Genomic DNA, 17,403 nt, shown 5'->3' on the forward strand with positions numbered 1-17,403 from the left:
GCAAGTCTAAAACTGCCCAAAAAAAATGGCGAACCAAAAAGGCCACCACTCAAATACTATCCATAGGATAACAAACCATGCTCCTAGCCGAAATTCTCGAAAACCTACGGCAACCCATTGCCCCCCAGTTCATTAGCCAGAAAAAAACCTTCAAAAACAAAAAACCGACTGGTTCCGTTGATTTTGTGGCCTGGTATGACCTAGCGGACTTGCTTGACGACCTTTGTGGCCTTGGGGGTTGGGAATGGTTAATCATCGACACCCAACAAATTGGCGATCGCCTAACCCTCACCGGCTCCCTCACAATCCATGGGGATGATCGGAGTTTGACCAGGCAAGCCACCGGCACAGAAGACATTGATTGCAATAGCTACGGTGATCCAAGCTCCAATGCGGAGGCCATGGCTCTGAGAAGATGTTGCGCCAAGTTTGGCCTGGGCCGTGACCTATGGCGGAAAGACAAACCCCAGCCCCTCAAAATGGGACAACGGCAAGAATCAGAGAAACAGACAGTTTTGGCCCCTGGCACTATCTCACGGGAAGAATGGCTCAGGAGAAAACAAGCCAAATCCTAAATAAAGTTCAACCCTCAATAACACTGGGGGATTCTTGCACCAACTAAACTCTAACCATTGCGGAAGAATGCTTTAGGGCAGAAATAGCCCGGAGATTTAACTATAACCAAGATTGATAAGACCTATAAGTTTCTGTATATTAAATGACTTTTTTACTTTAGCTATTTAGCTAGAAAGTATTTAGATTTATCTGCTCCCACTCAGGAATCAATGCTGATAACCTCTCTATGACTCAAAACTTAACGGTTTTTTATTTCTAGCGCAATTACAAAAACGATGCTACTACCCCCTCACGGTCAACCCAGAGAAAAAATTTTAAAACTCCTTGAAAAAGATGGGACTTTTAAGTTATGGTCTTGAATTACTAGCCTTTACCCCCAGAGTTCTTCTACCCCTGTACCCCACTAAAAAAGGCAACGGGCAAAAAAGGCCCATCGCCAATAGCAAAAAAATAGTGCAAAATCCTGTAAATTTATTGGGAGGATCCAGCGTTCCCCATTCAGTATTTAGAGGTTTGAAATGTTTCAGCGGCAAGGTCAGCCGCATCCTATAGTTCCCCAAAACAACCAAAGACCCAAATTCCCTCTTGCTTGGCGGCGGGTGGAATTCAGGTCTGCTCTAGTTGTCCTAAGAAAGGATGCGTATCTAGAAATAATCGGTTCTTGTGCTCTTTGGGAGAGCAAGAAGCAACCAAAAAAAAGGAGGCTTCTGAGATGAAGCATTATAAAACTTCACACGGGGCCCATTCTAGCGCATTCTCCCCCCTCCTAGTCAATAACCCGAACCATTCCAACTTTGGGCAGAACAAATTACAACCCACCAACCGCCACAATCCTTGCCCAGTCTGCGCTAAAACCAATGGCAATTGCCGCATCATGGCCGATGCTGGGGTGCTGTGCATGACTTTCCCCGACGGGGATGGGGACAATTCTGCCTATGGCTGGGTTAAGCAAACCAATGGTAGTTACTATGCTGGAATCCATTACCTCCGCCAAGGTGATGATTTTGACCGGGATGCTTGGCAAAAGAGGAAAGGGGAGCGGGAAGCCAGAAACAGGGAAATTGAACGGCAACGACGGGAAAAATGCTTAGCCACGGAGCAACGGCATCAGGAATATCAACGCCTGTTTGCAGAGCTGGCCCTGAATAATCGAGACCGCCAAAACTTACTGAAACGGGGCTTTACAGAAGCGGAAATCACCACCGGTGGCTATGGCAGTGCAGGCAAATTCCAACCCTTGCAGGGTAAATATCACGTCCATCTGCCGGGGATAGGCAAGTATGGCAATTCCCTCAGTAATTACCAGCCAGGGTTGATCATCCCAGTAAAAAATGCCCTGGGGCAAATTGTCGCTTATCAGATTAGGGATGCGGAAAGTCACAAATGGGCCAAAGGGGCCAAGCTGACCAATGGTGAACAACCTATGGGGGTTAGTTTCCCCCTAAATCCGAGCGGTATTACCAACGTCATTGGCACGGGGGAGGGTTTCCTCAAAACCCAATTGGCTTCCCACCGTCTGGGTATTCCCTTCCTTGGGGCCGCCGGTGGCCATTTCACCCCCCAGGAAACGGCACAGGCATTGGCCCAAATCCAGCAGGTATGGGCAGAAAAGTTAAGTTCCCCTGACAAACTGACCATTGTGGACTACCCCGATGGGGGGTGGAAGGATAACCCCTCCGTAGCCCGCACCACCTACCGACGCATTGAGCTGATGCAATCCCTGGGCTATGCCGTCCTGGTGGGAGATTGGGGGCAGGGCCACGACAAATCGGTGGGGGACATTGACGAGCTGACAGCGGAACAAATTGCCGCCATCCAACTGGTTTCCCCGGAGGAAGCCTTTGCCGATGTTCCTGGGCTAAAGTCCACCGTTGCAGAGTTCAAGGATTGGATTACTAAACAGGTCAAACGGGTTAAACCCCAGGGCTTTGGTGCCCCTGTGATTGCGGGGGAACTGTTCACCGGCGACCGGGTTGATGCCCTAATTAAACAACTGGAAAAAAATCGCTACGTTCTCGATGCTTCCTGGACTGGGGATGGTAAGTCCCATGCCATTGTCCCCCTGGCGAAGGCCCTTTTGCATCGACTGGAAACATTGCATCCAGAACAGGAAATCAAGATTTATCTGACTTCCCATTCCTATCGGCAACCCACGGTGGAGGCTTTAACCGCCATTCAAGCCATGCCCACCCGCCATGGAGACCGGTATTTTCCCCATGGGGAGCTAGAGGAAGCTGCTAACTGTATCCGTTCTAGGCAGTTTAACCAGGTGGCGGAAAAGGGCTACAACCCCCACCAGGGCGGTAAACATAATCCCATTTGTCACTCCTGCCCAGCTTTTAACTACTGTGGCACTGACCCCAATATGTTCCGCCAGCAACGGCGCTCAGCCCTGCAACACCAAATTATTCGCTGTCACCCCAGCCAAATTCCCGCTAAAGGGGAAAATCAACTGACGGTGGTGATTTGGGATGAACCGGCGGAGGAGCAACCCACCAAAACTATCAATACCAATATCAGGGAGCTAGACCAGGAAATTGCCTACCACCGTCGCCACTCCCAGTTATCGTCTGCCCAAAAAAATATTCTCGATGAAATGGCATCTCTGCTGGAAAGGTTAATGGCTGGCGCTCCCAAGTTGGGCCTGGACACCGCTGAGGTGCTTAACCATAGCCAAGAGCTTAACCAAGAACTACTGGGGGAATTAATTACCCTACTGGAGCAACAGGAACGGGACTTATTTGATATTTTCCCAGCCCCCACCTTGGCTACTTTCAAGGATAACCAGGATACTTTTGCAGGTTTAACAGCTAAGGAAACCGCCAAACTCAAGGGCCAGTTCCGCCGCAGTAATCAATACGCTGTGGGGGAAGCGGCCAAAATGACGGAGGAAAAACTCCAGGAATTACCCAGCAATGGCCTAATCCATCTACTCCGTTGCCTCCAGGGCCAGGCCTCTGTCCAAATCCAACTGTTTCCCCAAAATCTGCTGCTCACCATCGATCGCCGTGACGAGCTGGCCCCCATTCGGGACGCTGATTATGTGATTGCCCTGGATGCCACCAACAATGGGGCGGATTTTGCCTGCTTGCTCAATGTCGAAAGGGACGAAGTTAAGGTCATCAAACGGAAAACGGAAAAACCCTTTAAGAACCTCAAGGTTGTGCAAATTGTGCTGCCGGGGTGGGGTAGCTCACGACCCAGTGACAAGGCCATGGAAAAGGCGATCGCCGTCAAGGATGCTTTATTCCAAGCCTATGGCCCCATGCCAGTGCTCACCTACAAGGCCCAACTAGAAACCCTATTGGCGACAGGGCAATGGTATCGGGATAGTCGGGGCAGTAATCAATTCGAGGGCCAGCCCCAGATGCTCTCCTGTGGTTTACCCCTGCCCAACCTGGGGGCCATCAAGGCACAATTCCTGGCCACTGGGGGACAACTCGAAGATTTTGAGGAGCATTACCACCGCCGCTCCCAAAGGGAAGTGCTGCAAAACTTTGGCCGTCAACGGGCTAACCGCTACCCCCACCAGCAATTTACCCATTTCATTGTCACCGGCGACCCCCAGCACAATGCCATCCATGACCTAGGCTGGGTCAAGGAATTTGGGGCGGATTATGTTTGTCTCCATGGTTTTGAAATTACCCCCCACGCTGGCGATCGGTCCCAGGTTGCCCGCTGGCATATTGTCGAGGCGATCCGTTCTGGCTTCACCACCGGCAGTGCCATTGCCGAGAAGTTAGGTTGCAGTCGTCGCAATGTGACCGATGTGTTGACCAATGCCGGAGCTACCCTCACCAAGGTTACCAAGGCGTTACTGCATACAAACGAACTGGGAAGTTCCTCTTATAAACCCCCTATAAGGCTCGGTTCCCACCTGGAAGATCTGCCGTCGGAAATTTTGGCTTTACTAGGAATTGACCTCCCAGAGGCGATCGCCGAAGTGGTGGAAATTATCCAAGCCGTGGGTTGGCAATCCTTTGCCGAGGACTATTTACCCACTTTGCCCCAGCGTTTACGCTCCACTATCCTGGCAACTTTCTGGTCTTTCCTTGATTTGGTTGCCCCGGCCCCTGTTTGACTTGTTTTTTAACTAAACTGCAAACCTCAATATGAAAAGGAGTTTTAGCCATGGAAAACTTCGACACCTCGACCTATTTGCCGGATGTGGTGGATTTACCCTGGCCGCAGAACAAAGCGGAGGAGAAATACAAACAACTCAGTTTGTTGAAATCGATCCCGACTGTCACGCCATCCTCCAGCACCACTGGCCCCACATCCCCATCCATGCCGACATCAGGGACTACTACCCCACCCCAGGGCAATTTGACCTTGTTACCGCTGGGTTTCCCTGCACCGGCACCAGTGAAGCGGGAACCAAAACCGGCCTCCACCATCCCCAATCAGCCCTCTTTCGGCAAGTCCTACGCATCGTTGCCCAGTGTCATCCCCCATTTGTCGTTATTGAGCAACCCCTGGGAGTTATCCATCGAGGCCTTAGAGCAATCCTTGGCGGACTCCGAATGGTTGGTTATCAAAGCGAAATTGAGATTATCTCGGCGCAGGAGCTTGGAGCGGGGCACCGCAGGGAAAGATTGTTTGTTGTTTCCTACCCCCACGGCCTGTTTGGGCACCTACCGCCAAGCTGGGTCGAACAAATTGGAGCAATGGTTGAGGAGCAACGGGTTAATTCCCAATGGCTCACAGTTGAGCGCAACGGCCTATGCTCTGATTCAGGGTTATCCTTCTCACTGGTTTCAGGCCTTGGCCCCCAATTCTGCATTGTCCCCACCGGAACCACCGGCAGAATTAAAGCCCGCAAACTGGCCGGCAGAACCGTTACCCCAGGACAAGCCAGTATTCCTCTCAAGCGAGTCCTCTATCTCCATTGCCTTATCCCCTAGTAAAAATTCTGAGCGAAAATCCAAACGGCGATCTAGGGGTCAGGGTAGTGGTTACATCCAATTGCACTATTGCGAAAAACAGACCCGCTCCGGCAAAAAATCCTATGAGCAGTACTACTATCACTACGAGCTGGAAATGAAGGGGAAACGGGTTAAACGCTCTGCCTATATCCCTAAGGACAAGCTTGATGTGGTGGAGGAATGGGATAGGAAAAAACTGGATGTAGTCCTGATTCTGCAATATCTTGGCAAGGTGACGGACTAATTAAACCCAACAACGGCGATGCCAAGGGCACGCTGCGCGCACGATTAATCCCGTCCGGCGAGTTGGTGCAGATTTGTTAGTTAACCCCTAGTAATTTTTGTTGATTCTTGGTCTTCTGCCGACAGCTATGTAGGCTTTTAATCAAGAATGAACGAAATAAAGAAATAAAGAAAAGTTGGAGTAGGTTAAATTGAAATCCCTGGAAAGCTTGTTTTTCAGGGAAATAACCTGTTCAAGACTAAGTAACGAAATGACGAAAGCAAGACTTAAAGCAAAGACCGAAACTTGGCAGAAAGGACGAATTAACGAAAACAAGAAATATATTAGTGAAGTCACTCTAGACTTTTCCCATGCTCAAAACGGCCTATATTGTCTGCGGCAGTCCCGGTGCTGGCAAAACCTTCTATGGCAAAGAACTAGCCAAACTCAAGCAAGCTACTTTCCTAGATATTGATACAGCAACAGAACGGCTTGTGAGGTTAGCCCTCGAACTATCAGGTCAAGATCCCAATGATCGTGATAGTCCCTATTTCAAGGGCCACTTTAGGAACCCAATTTACGAGCAGTTATTTGACATCGCCCAAGATAATTTGCTTTGGAACGATGTGGTCATAGCAGGGCCTTTTACCAAAGAAATCAAAGATCCAGACTGGGCTAATAAGTTATCAACTCGTTTAGGAGTTCCCGTTCAAGTTCATTATGTTTTTTGTCTACCCTCAATTCGGCAAGCCAGAATCAGAGATCGTAAGAATCCTAGAGACTTAGCCAAGTTAGTCTCCTGGGAAGACTACCTACGTTATTACGAGTCCGAGCCACCACCAGCTTGTGAACATATTTTCATTGACAACACCCTTGATAAAGAAATCAAGAAATAAAGAATTCTGCCATGGGCACAAATAGCTTAATCTAGGGTCATAGCAATAAATAACGAAAATAAGAAAACACGAAATGAAGATAATTGCCGTGACTGGCTATAAGGGAGGAGTTGGTAAAACCATCACCTCAATTCACATTGCTCGTTATCTGGCCGACAAGGGAAAAGTTTTGCTAATTGACTCTGACCCTAACCGTTCGGTGGAGAAATGGGCGGCCCGTGGGGAAAATGAACCTCTGTTTAAGGTCAAAAATGAAAAATCTGCTCCAGCCCATATTGCCGGGAATGATTTTTTGGTTTTGGACACCCCCGCCCGGCCCGATAGTAATGAGCTAAAGGAAATTAGCCAAGAGGCCCATCTAACAATTCTGCCCTGTGTACCGGATGCCATTAGTCTTGACCCAATGCTTCAGATGTTTCAGGACTTATACCCTGGTGCCATCTATCGAGTTTTGATTACCATTGCCCCTCCTTATCCCAGTAAATCAGCCGACGAGTTACGGTCTGTTCTGGCTGAAAATCAGATCGAAGTTTTTAAGGGATTTATCCGACGCTCTGCTTCGGTGGTTAAAGCCATTGATATGGGAGTCACCACTGCGGAAATGAGGGGACGAGATCACTACCCCTGGCAAGATTACAAAACCATTGGCAAGGAAATTATGGAGGTCATCAATGGGAAGGCTCAGTAAAGTGTTTGACAAGGCTAAGGCAGAATCCTTGCCAGAACCAGAAATAACGAAAGCAAGAAGTAACGAATTCGTTAATCTTAATTTTAAGGTAACTCCAGAAATGCGCCGTAAGCTCAAACAGTATGCCGCCAAGCACGATCTATCCCTAAAGGATGTTTTTGAAGCGGCTCTGGATTTTTACATTGAGCATCATCCTTGACCTAAAAAAATTACTAGGGGTTTGTCGTGAAAGATGATCGTTATCCCCCAGATTGGAATCAGATTGCCTTGGAGAAAAAGCAGTCCGTTGGTTGGGTCTGTGAACGGTGCGGGGTGCAATGCCTCAAGCCTGGGGAGGGGAAGGGTCTGCTAAAGGAAGAACGGTATAGGCTTAGGATGGCAGTTCACCATTGCGACTATGATCCAGAGAATAATGCGCCGGAGAATTTAAAGGCCCTTTGTTTGCCTTGCCATCTCCACTATCACCGCAGGCAACGGGGGAATATTACACCTGGGCAGTTAACGCTAAGGTTTTGTTGAAAGGTTTTAGCTGACCAGATTGGGTAGGAAATCAAGAGGGGAACCCTGCCTAGGAACAGTAACAGGTCTTCTCTCATAATCCCTAGTAATAAGTTGAACTAATTGTGCCCAATGGTCGTAACCAGTATGGATCAAAACGAGTGGGTAATCTTTGCAGAATTACGACGGTCAGATTTTGAGTTAGTTGTGTCCATCTTATCTGACTATTTCCCTCGTTTGGAATGGGGGTCACAATGCGACGACTGGCTCTGGATTTATCGCCAGGACTACAAGTTAGAGATTGACTCGTTTTCTTCGATGGAACTGGAGGTTAAGGGGCCAAGGAAAGCCTCTGGTTTGGCCCAGGAAGTTTTGTCCCTGTTGCCGCCGTCGGTATTCCTTCAGGTTTTTGAAAGACCTAAGTTGGATTTCACTCGCTGAAGCCCCGATTAATAGCCTTTTATTTAACTATCACGATTTGTTAAGACTTTGCAACGGCTGATCTAATTCTGCGCTAACATCCCGTCATACAGTAGAAACCTATCGTCAGTTATGGAAAGTAGGCGATTATCTATCCGGGTTCCAGATCCACTGCTAAGCCAGTTTCAGTCTCACCTTGACCAGCAGGGTTTAACGGTGACTGAAGGGGTTTTAGCGGCTATTGCTTCCTATGTAGGGGATGATGACAGTCTGCCCCTGGTGGAGCGGGTTAGTCGGATTGAGAAACGGTTAGCAATTTTGGAAGGCAAAGATTAAATGGGATTTGACCAGGGTAAGTTTCAAGGGGTAATGACTGGCAGTGAAGAACAGCGAGTGGAGGCACTGCGGAAATTGCTTGATTATCCTCTCAAAGAACGCGATTCAGAGGGTTCTCGATTTTGGTATTTACGCCCCGGCAACGATAAATCAGAAGCAGAGGACATTTGCCCGATCGCCGTTGGATTTTTTAAGGAATTGAATCAGGGGGGAAAGAGAGAGGTTGAGCAGTGGTTAACGGAGGATGACCAGGATAAGCAAATTCGGGGGCATTACACCAGTCGGATTGCGACGGAACAGCCCGTTATGTATGTCCTGTTGCCAGAGGGAAATAGTCAAGGCCATGTGGCTCTGGTGTTACCCACAGAAAGCCGACTAAGACAGCGTAGTATTCAGGTTTTTGACTGGACTGCTCAGGATTTACAGGCCCGTTTAAATCGGCTGAGTTGGGAATCCTTAGCTGAAAAAGTTACTGAACGGATCACAGGATTTGTCCCCCAGGTTGACTGGATATTTTTCAAACCAGCGGCAACCGCGAAAGAGTTGGCCCAGTTATTGGCGGCAGTGGCGCGACGGATTGAACAGGCTATGCCAGATGTTTATGAAGCGGAAGGGGAGGATGGTTATCTCCACAATTTACTGAAGAGCTTTCAGAAGGAGTTGATCGCCAACCTCAAACTCAAGGCAGATAACGATAAAGATTACAGTTTTGCGGATATTTACGCCCAAACCATTGCCTATGGGTTATTTACTGCCAGGGTTTTCAGTTTTGTTAAAAATCCCAAGGCTGATTTCAGTCGGGATGGGGCATGGTCACAGTTACCCGAAACTAATCCTTTCCTACGGCAGTTATTTAAGGATATTAGTGAACAGTCTGCCGATGACCTGGGGGATGAATTGGTAGATGCCATCAGTGAGGCGATCGCCATTCTTCGGGCGGCGGAGATGAAGGCGATTTTAGAGGATTTTCGCATTAACATGAACCGGGAAGATATTGTCATTCGCTTTTATGAAGATTTCCTAGCGGCCTATAAGCCCACAATGCGGGAACGTCGAGGGGTTTATTACACGCCTGAGCCGGTGGTGTCCTACATGGTTCGGTCTGTTGATGAGTTGATTAAGGATAAGTTTGATAAACCCTTGGGTATTGCTGACCCAGAGGTAATGATTCTTGACCCTGCCTGTGGGACGGGGACTTTCTTGTTATGGATTTTCAAGTTGATTCATGAGCGACATCAAGCTAATTCTGAAGCGTTTGAGTATTCAGATTGGAATGATTACGTTGATCATTGTTTATTGCCCCGTATTTTTGGCTTTGAGTTGTTGATGGCTCCCTATGCTATTTGCCATCTAAAGTTGGGATTATTTTTGGAGGAGTCGGGTTATCGGTTTGAGACTGGTAAGCGGTTGGGGGTTTATCTGATTAATACCCTTGAGGATATTAAGCTACGGGAAGAAAGTCAGCAGTTAAGCCTGAATATTCCTGAGATGGAAGAGTTAATTGCTGAGGAGGCGAGAGCAGGGTCTAAGGTTAAGAAACAAGAACCGATCATGGTGGTGATTGGCAATCCGCCTTATTCCGGGCATTCGGAGAATAATAATGAATGGATTAAAGGTTTGGTGAATGATTATTATTTTGTAGATGGTAAACCGTTAGGAGAGCGTAATCCTAAATGGTTGCAAGATGATTATGTAAAATTTATTCGCTTTGCCCAGTGGCGTATTGACAAGTCCGGCAAGGGAATTTTGGCGTTTATTACTAATCATGGCTTCTTGGATAATCCTACGTTTCGAGGAATGCGGCAGTCTTTAATCAATAGTTTTGATAGTATTTCAATCTTGGATTTGCATGGTAACAGTAAAAAGAAAGAGGTATGTCCTGATGGTAGTCCTGATGAAAATGTCTTTGATATTCAGCAAGGGGTAAGTGTTACTCTAGCAATTAAAGGTGTAAAAAGTCAGATTAATCATTTGCACTTGTATGGACAAAGAATTGATAAATATAGATTACTCAGTAAAGATAAATTTTGTGAAAAAGATTTTAATAGAGTAATTTCTCAATCTCCTTTTTATTTGCTTATCCCACAAGATACTGATTTATTTGCTGAATACGAACAATATGTCAAAATTACTGATGCAATGCCAGTGAATGTTTTAGGATTTCAAACCCATCGAGATCATTTTGCAATCGATTTTGATAAAGAAAAATTATATAAAAGAATTAGTGAACTTCGTAATGAATCTATTTCTGACGAGGAATATTATCAAAAATATCAAGTAAAAGATAATAGAGATTGGAAGTTAGAAAAATCACGTCAAAATATCAAGCTGGATGATAAGTGGGGTGAAAAAATTATTTCTTGTTTATATCGTCCGTTTGATTGGAGAACTTGTTATTTCAGTACCATTGCAATGGATTATCCTAGACGGGAATTAATTAATCATGTTGCTGGCAAAGATAATTTATGCCTTCTTTCTTCAAGACAGCAATCAACTCTAGGTTATAGGCATTGTTGGATAGCAAATATTCCTGCTAATGATTGTGTAATTTCAACAGCAAGTCGAGAAGCAAATCAAGTTTTTCCTTTATATTTATATCCTGATTCAAATAAGCCTAAAGAACTACAACAGAAAAAACACTCTAGTTTCTCTCAAAATTTTGTCAGAAAAATACAATTAAAACTAGGCTACTTAACTACCCCGGAAACTATCTTTTACTATATCTACGGTATTTTCCACTCCCCAACCTATCGCACCCGTTACGTTGAATTTCTCAAGATAGACTTTCCCCGTGTTCCTCTTACCAGTAACGATCGCCTATTTCGGCAATTAGCAGACTATGGAGAGCAGTTAGTCGGCTTACATCTGATGACTTCCCCCATACTGGACAACCTAATCACTGAATTTACCGAAACTGGAGGAGATCGAACCGTCGCCCCTGGGCATCCTAAATATAGTGATGGAAAAGTCAACATTAATAAACAAGGGGATGGTTTTGTGGGAGTCCCTGAAGAAGTTTGGAACTTTTATGTAGGAGGCTATCAAGTCTGCCAGAAATGGCTCAAAGATCGTAAAGGACGAGTTCTCAGCGATGAGGATATTCTTCACTATCAAAAAATTGTTGTTGCCCTGCAAGAAACCATCAAATTGATGCAGTTGATTGACGAAGCAATTCCGAGTTGGCCCATTGAATAGACTGTAGCAAGTTTAAAGGAGAATTAATCCATGGAAACAATTACGTTTAAAACTCATGTGGGCGAAGATGGTATTTTACAAATCGCGCTACCGCCTGAAATCAAAAATGCTGACTTGGAAGTGACTTTGGTTTTTCAAACAGTTTCTATTTCTCAAACAAAATTTGAAAGCATTAAGCAAGGATGGCACAAAGATTTTTTTGAAGAAGTAGTGGGAAGTTGGGAAGGTGAACCATTAATAAGGGCAGTACAACTACAATTTGAAGAAAGAGATGAATTGCTATGACCTATTTGTTAGATACTAATGTTTGCATTGGACTGCTTAATAATAGCAGCTCTGCAATTGTCAATGAACTAAAAAAGCATGAACCAGAAGAAATATATTTGTCAACTATTGTTCATATGGAACTATACTATGGTGCTTATAAAAGCCAAAGAAAAGAGCAAAACCTTGCTAAACTTCAACGCTTTATATCGCAATTTAACACATTATTTTTTGATGATAAATCTGCCAAAATTGCAGGCGCTATACGTTCTAATTTGAGTAGCCAAGGTATTCTTATTGGCCCTTACGATTTGCAAATTGCCGCCATAGCCATAGTCAATGATTTGATTTTGATTACCCACAATGTTAAGGAATTTAGTCGTATTGAAAATTTAAAATATCAGGATTGGGAAATTGAATTACAAGAAAAAGATTAGTTTTATAATCCAAAAAACTATATGCTAGACCAAGTTATCAATGAAATTAAACGTCGCCAGTTGCCTTACTATAATCTTGAAGGCGATGCCATTAAAGGCGTTGATAATCAATATTGGCTAGTTTTTAAACATCGGGACGCAGGCAATAAATTCAAAGACTTCTTTAGTTTGCGCTTATTCGGTATTGGGGAAAAGCCAAAGACCCATAAATTAATACGGATTGACCTTAATGATGCCAGTGTTTATGAATACATTCCCAAGAAACCTGATAACATTCCTTCCCTAATTTTACTCAGAACAAATAAAATTTCTCGGTTAGAAGCCTTTTTAGAATGCGTTGATGCTAAAACTGAAAAAGCTTTATTAGTTAATAGTTTTCTGGATATTAATATCAAAAAAAGAAGACGCTTTAGCCTGCCGAAAGATGTTGATAATTATCAAAAATTTATTGGTGCTTACCTTGCCAAGACCACACTCTATCGCCGCTCCACAGCCTTTTTCAATAGTGGTGTTCTTAAGCTTTATGAAGAACCCCTACAACAAATGTTGGTTATGGGGGGGGAAATTCGCCTCTTAATGGATTTACAGGGCTTCACCAATCAGCGGGATGTGGAAGAACTACGAAAATTAAATGACCCCCTTTATCGGTCCCACTACATTCAACGAACTTTAGAAGAATTCTTGCAGGCATTGGAAACAAAAGCTTTCACTAGCACCCAACTGTTAGCAGAATTGGTGCGACTGGAATTTCTCCGCATTAAGCTGATCAAAATGGAAGGAGGGAAAGGAATATTTCACAAAAAGACCGGGATTCTCACCGATTCTTTGGGTAATAGCATTCTCCATGATGGTTCCGATAATTTTACCTACAGTGCCCATAACCTTAATTCTGAGAGCATTACGGTTCTTTATTGGAGTGACGCTATTGATAATGGGGCGATCGCCGACTCCATTGAAGAATTTGATCAAGAGTGGGGTGGGGTCAATGCCCATGACCTGACCGATGAATTTTTAAAGCAGGTTCAGCGGGAAAGCCAACGACGGTATGAAGCTAACCAACCCCGCATCACTGATTGCGACCCTTCAACCTTAGAGGCTGGGAAAACTACCACTGTTAAAATTACAGGCCATAACCTCCAAGATATTCAGGCGATCGCCGTAGAAGATACGGATCAAATTCGTTTGACCATTGAAGAAACCACTTCCGATCAACTCACTGCCCAGGCGATCGTTGCCCCAAATTATCCACCCCAATCCATCAAACGTCTTGTTGTTGCCACCTCCAAGCATACTTACCAAGTTGAGCCAGCCCAGGAGATAGCCGTCACCAATAAGCTCACCGTTCCAGAATTTCCTGAAATCGAAGGTTTTAAAACGGCGATCGAGACGATTCTATCTGGTCAACATGGAACCCCTAATGACTTTCTTTACTGGTTAGGCTTACAAAACCCAAAACTTTGGCAGGTTCAAAGTAGTGGAGCCTTAGATAAATGGGTCAATGAAGGAACTCTATTTGAACATCAAAAATCCGGGGCACAACACTGCTATCGAGTCATGACGGACTTTGGTGTAGCGGTCTGCGCGGATGCGGTCGGATTAGGGAAAAGTCGCTTGGGGGCCGCAGTGGGGAAACTATACCGAGAAGAAAATGGCCAAGCCAAAATTGCCATCATTGCCGCCCGAAAATTACACGACAACTGGCGGAAGGAAATGAGAGCGTTAGGTTTTGGCAGAAATGACTATGCTTTGTACAACAAAAACTTAATGAGTCGCAGGGGGAGTTTTGTTGATGATTTCAATCATTATGGTGGCCCAGACCTGATTTTGATTGACGAAGCCCACGAAGGTATCCGCACCTATAACAATCGCATTCACCGTACCTGCTTACAAATCCGGGCAAGGGATCGGGAAGAAGGACGGGAACGCCACTATCTTTTACTAACGGCAACCCCTTGGAATAACCGCAGGGAAGACATTTACAATATCCTTTCACCCTTCGTTACTAAAACTGATGAATTTAGTCAATATGGTTTACCTGAAGTGATAGGAGATTGGTTAAACCAGCGAGATATTGGAGTGGAAAATCTAACCGATGATACCAGGATTTTTCGACAACTCTACAAAGAGCTATTTTTACAACGTACCCGCAAACAATTAATGGATGCAAGTCCTGATTTAAGGCTTTATGCGAAACGACAAGCAGAATGGTTAGTGGTGAATTTTGAACCCGAAACTGAACAAGCCCTAGACCAAATTTTCGGACACTTTGAGCATAGTTTATTTATCCCTTCATCAGATCCAATTCGTTACTTAAATGATCAGGATGTGAAGCAACGGTCATTACTATCTAACCAGCGGCGAATGTTTCTGCAACGAGCAGAATCAAGTATGTATGCCCTTAAACTAACCATTCGGAATTTTAGCCAACGGATTCAGCAAGTCAAAGATCGATTATCTGAGCTAACCCCTGATGCAGAAGGCTTACTACGTTTTTTGATGATTCACTATAAATTTGAAAGTGAGAGTGGTAATCAAGCAGATATTGATTGGGGTGTCGAAGAAGATGAAGCGGATGAATTTGAGGACGAAGAAGATGAAGATGGTGAACAAGAAGAACGACGGCAACAACTTAGGCGATCTATTGAGATTGCGACTGATGCCCTTAAAGATGATCCAGAACGGGCCGCTGCCATTTATGAGCGCATCCTAGAAGACTGTGATTCAGACTTAGAACGCTTAGCCAACATTCAAGGATTACTGGAAACTGAATTTGTCACAGACCATAAGCGAGAAGAAGTGACCAAAAAAGTTCGGGAGTTAGTAAGCCGAGGTCATAAAGTTCTATTGATTTCCGTTTTTGCTGATACAGTCATGGACTACTATCAATATATGAAAGCAGATCCAGTTATTTCTCGACAGGGCATTGGGATGGCGATGGGAGCTTCCAAACATTACCTTAAGGAGGGCAAGGCTATTGGTTTTACGCCCCATGGTATTCACAAAAATGGCAAAGATTTACGGGGAATCAAGCGAAGAGAACTTTTTCGATGTTTTGCTCCAGGGGCAACTTGCGAAAATCAGGCTGATTACCCCAGACCTGATGAAGAGATTAGCGTTTTAGTTGGCTCTGAAACCTTATCAGTGGGACAAAACTTACAGGATGCCAATTATCTAATTTGCATTGATCTTCCTTGGAATCCCATGGTGCTAGAGCAAAGGATTGGACGTATTGATCGCCCGAAAAAGCATCCTGTCGAGTTCATTACTATTTACTACGCCAACAGCGAAAGTCAACTATTGCGACAGGCCACCAGATTGAATAATCTCCATAAAAAAATGGTGGGGGATTTGATAGATGATCAGGGAAATATTCCCCGAATCCAAAGTACTGAGCAGTTGGGGCCTTCTGTTTACGGAGATACACTTTTTGATGATGAGATTTTACCGGGATATATTGACTTTATTAAAAGCCTTGTGCAAGCCCGCCGATTTGAGCAAGACAATCTACAGGAAAATGCCTATCAAAAACAAGAAGGTGCTCAGGAAGTTTACACCCACAATGAAATTCTCTACAACGAGGATTTGAAACGATTGATGAACGCTATACCAGAGGGCTATAAACCGAACCCGATCGCCATTGGCACAGGGGATGATACCGATCTAAAAGTAGTGACTGCTCTAAAGCTCAAGTATTTTGGCCCCAACGGTGAACCGATTGAAGACAAAACCGAAACAATTTTCTGGAATAATGCCACTGGAGAAATAGATGGTCATGGTCAGGCGATCGCCGCTGGTTTCAAAACCCCTGAGTTAAGTGATGTTATTCCTACTCAACCTCTGTTATCCCTCGCAGAAACAACCTATGAAAAATTGGTAAACTTGAAACAACAACGACAAAATGAGTTAGAACAACCAGAAACACTTGAAAATATTTCCTTGACTTCCGAGCGACTAACCAAAATTAATCGGCGTTTACAGGCTGTCGAATCTGTACCGGAGGGAGTTACAGGTCAAATGGTTAGAGCAACCCTCAAAACACTTCAACAACATAAAACTAAAAAAGCTGTCCAATTATTACTTAGGAGTTTGACTGATGGCGAAAAAAGTAAACTGAATAATGATGATTATATCAAAGAGCTTGTCAATGAAACGGGAAAGCTTGCTTTGTTGGATTATGAAACGACTAAGCCGACAACTTTAACAATTTCTGTTGAAGCTATTCTGATAAGAATCTAAATAAGTATTATCAAAATCAGGAAAATGTATTATGAATAATGATAAAAAATCAAATAATTTATTTTTTGTTAATGATAAAGAGATAAATAATGATTCTTTCTTGATGTTTAACTATGTTGAAGCATTAGCTGAATTTTTAACTAATGATAAAACTGAAGCGCCATTAACAATATCAATTGAAGGCGAATGGGGCACCGGAAAAACATCATTTATGAGAATTTTGGAAAGAAAAATATTAGAAAAAACGAATCAAAAAATCAATACTATTTGGTTTAATGCTTGGAGACATGAAAAGGCAGAATCTATGTGGGCTACGTTTGCAATCTTGTTTTTGCGTGAATTAAGAAATAATACATCATGGAGGCAGAGAATTGGGAAAGAATTAAAACTATTCTATTCTCGTGCCGAAAATAATAGATGGAATTTCTTTTTAATAATAATACCAAGATTAATGCTCATAATATTATTAGCTTTAGCACCATTATTAGTGCTAGAAAAAATCCGCATTTACTTTATATCTACTTTTGTATCTTTCGTGGGAATAAATGTTACGTTTGGCTTGTTTAAATCCATATATATTAATTCCTCAAAAGTATTTAACTTTCTTAATTTAGACTTTCAAAAATTTGGAGAATATCCAAAATACAAAGAAAAAATTGAATTTTTCGACAAATTCAATGAAGATTTTAACAGAATCACTGAGTCTTAT

At 44.1% G+C, this 17,403-nt stretch carries 14 protein-coding genes; all 14 read left to right on the forward strand.

Translation table 11 applies throughout. The features are described from left to right. Nucleotides 1–77: 77 nt before the first annotated feature. Nucleotides 78–575 carry a Rad52/Rad22 family DNA repair protein gene (locus tag IQ219_RS06090; protein ID WP_194072044.1) on the forward strand — a complete coding sequence of 166 codons (498 nt, stop codon included), beginning with the start codon at nt 78–80 and terminating at the stop codon, nt 573–575. A gap of 875 nt (nt 576–1,450) precedes the next feature. Continuing rightward, nucleotides 1,451–4,657, forward strand: a complete 3,207-nt coding sequence (locus IQ219_RS06095; protein ID WP_228016746.1) for a hypothetical protein — start codon at nt 1,451–1,453, stop codon at nt 4,655–4,657. Nucleotides 4,658–4,688: 31 nt separating this feature from the next. Further along, on the forward strand, nt 4,689–5,480 hold the full coding sequence (locus IQ219_RS06100) for a DNA cytosine methyltransferase (RefSeq protein ID WP_194072046.1): 792 nt from the start codon (nt 4,689–4,691) through the stop codon (nt 5,478–5,480). A gap of 61 nt (nt 5,481–5,541) precedes the next feature. Then, on the forward strand, nt 5,542–5,745 hold the full coding sequence (locus IQ219_RS06105) for a hypothetical protein (RefSeq protein ID WP_228016747.1): 204 nt from the start codon (nt 5,542–5,544) through the stop codon (nt 5,743–5,745). Between the two features lie 350 nt (nt 5,746–6,095). After that, nucleotides 6,096–6,620: an AAA family ATPase gene (locus tag IQ219_RS06110; protein ID WP_194072047.1), complete on the forward strand. Its 525-nt coding sequence runs from the start codon at nt 6,096–6,098 to the stop codon at nt 6,618–6,620. A gap of 73 nt (nt 6,621–6,693) precedes the next feature. Next, nucleotides 6,694–7,308: a ParA family protein gene (locus IQ219_RS06115; RefSeq protein ID WP_194072048.1), complete on the forward strand. Its 615-nt coding sequence runs from the start codon at nt 6,694–6,696 to the stop codon at nt 7,306–7,308. Next, nucleotides 7,292–7,507 (forward strand): hypothetical protein, encoded by a 216-nt coding sequence (locus IQ219_RS06120; RefSeq protein ID WP_194072049.1) that lies wholly within the window; start codon nt 7,292–7,294, stop codon nt 7,505–7,507. Before IQ219_RS06115 ends, IQ219_RS06120 begins: the two co-directional genes overlap by 17 nt. Nucleotides 7,508–7,533: 26 nt before the next feature. Then, on the forward strand, nt 7,534–7,827 hold the full coding sequence (locus IQ219_RS06125; RefSeq protein ID WP_194072050.1) for an HNH endonuclease: 294 nt from the start codon (nt 7,534–7,536) through the stop codon (nt 7,825–7,827). A 111-nt stretch (nt 7,828–7,938) separates the two neighbouring features. Next, nucleotides 7,939–8,247 (forward strand): hypothetical protein, encoded by a 309-nt coding sequence (locus IQ219_RS06130; RefSeq protein WP_194072051.1) that lies wholly within the window; start codon nt 7,939–7,941, stop codon nt 8,245–8,247. Between the two features lie 348 nt (nt 8,248–8,595). Then, the gene (locus IQ219_RS06140; RefSeq protein WP_228016748.1) at nt 8,596–11,757 is read left to right on the forward strand and encodes a type ISP restriction/modification enzyme; all 3,162 of its coding nucleotides are present in this window, start codon (nt 8,596–8,598) and stop codon (nt 11,755–11,757) included. A gap of 30 nt (nt 11,758–11,787) precedes the next feature. After that, nucleotides 11,788–12,042 (forward strand): hypothetical protein, encoded by a 255-nt coding sequence (locus IQ219_RS06145; protein ID WP_194072054.1) that lies wholly within the window; start codon nt 11,788–11,790, stop codon nt 12,040–12,042. Beyond that, nucleotides 12,039–12,458: a type II toxin-antitoxin system VapC family toxin gene (locus IQ219_RS06150; protein ID WP_194072055.1), complete on the forward strand. Its 420-nt coding sequence runs from the start codon at nt 12,039–12,041 to the stop codon at nt 12,456–12,458. Before IQ219_RS06145 ends, IQ219_RS06150 begins: the two co-directional genes overlap by 4 nt. Nucleotides 12,459–12,479: 21 nt before the next feature. Continuing rightward, complete coding sequence (locus IQ219_RS06155; protein WP_194072056.1) at nt 12,480–16,694, forward strand: helicase-related protein; 4,215 nt, start codon at nt 12,480–12,482, stop codon at nt 16,692–16,694. A 31-nt stretch (nt 16,695–16,725) separates the two neighbouring features. Continuing rightward, nucleotides 16,726–17,403: P-loop NTPase fold protein (locus IQ219_RS06160; RefSeq protein ID WP_228016749.1), on the forward strand; the 678-nt coding region annotated here is incomplete at its 3' end.

This window comes from Synechocystis sp. LEGE 06083 (assembly GCF_015207725.1).
GTDB lineage: Bacteria > Cyanobacteriota > Cyanobacteriia > Cyanobacteriales > Microcystaceae > Synechocystis > Synechocystis salina.

What these genes read in the sequence shown, in the direction of transcription:
- IQ219_RS06090 (WP_194072044.1), top strand. Translation starts at nt 78, where the DNA reads ATGCTCCTAGCCGAAATTCTCGAAAACCTACGGCAACCCATTGCCCCC.
- IQ219_RS06095 (WP_228016746.1), top strand. Translation starts at nt 1,451, where the DNA reads ATGGCCGATGCTGGGGTGCTGTGCATGACTTTCCCCGACGGGGATGGG.
- IQ219_RS06100 (WP_194072046.1), top strand. Translation starts at nt 4,689, where the DNA reads ATGAAAAGGAGTTTTAGCCATGGAAAACTTCGACACCTCGACCTATTT.
- IQ219_RS06110 (WP_194072047.1), top strand. Translation starts at nt 6,096, where the DNA reads ATGCTCAAAACGGCCTATATTGTCTGCGGCAGTCCCGGTGCTGGCAAA.
- IQ219_RS06115 (WP_194072048.1), top strand. Translation starts at nt 6,694, where the DNA reads ATGAAGATAATTGCCGTGACTGGCTATAAGGGAGGAGTTGGTAAAACC.
- IQ219_RS06120 (WP_194072049.1), top strand. Translation starts at nt 7,292, where the DNA reads ATGGGAAGGCTCAGTAAAGTGTTTGACAAGGCTAAGGCAGAATCCTTG.
- IQ219_RS06130 (WP_194072051.1), top strand. Translation starts at nt 7,939, where the DNA reads ATGGTCGTAACCAGTATGGATCAAAACGAGTGGGTAATCTTTGCAGAA.
- IQ219_RS06140 (WP_228016748.1), top strand. Translation starts at nt 8,596, where the DNA reads ATGACTGGCAGTGAAGAACAGCGAGTGGAGGCACTGCGGAAATTGCTT.
- IQ219_RS06145 (WP_194072054.1), top strand. Translation starts at nt 11,788, where the DNA reads ATGGAAACAATTACGTTTAAAACTCATGTGGGCGAAGATGGTATTTTA.
- IQ219_RS06150 (WP_194072055.1), top strand. Translation starts at nt 12,039, where the DNA reads ATGACCTATTTGTTAGATACTAATGTTTGCATTGGACTGCTTAATAAT.
- IQ219_RS06155 (WP_194072056.1), top strand. Translation starts at nt 12,480, where the DNA reads ATGCTAGACCAAGTTATCAATGAAATTAAACGTCGCCAGTTGCCTTAC.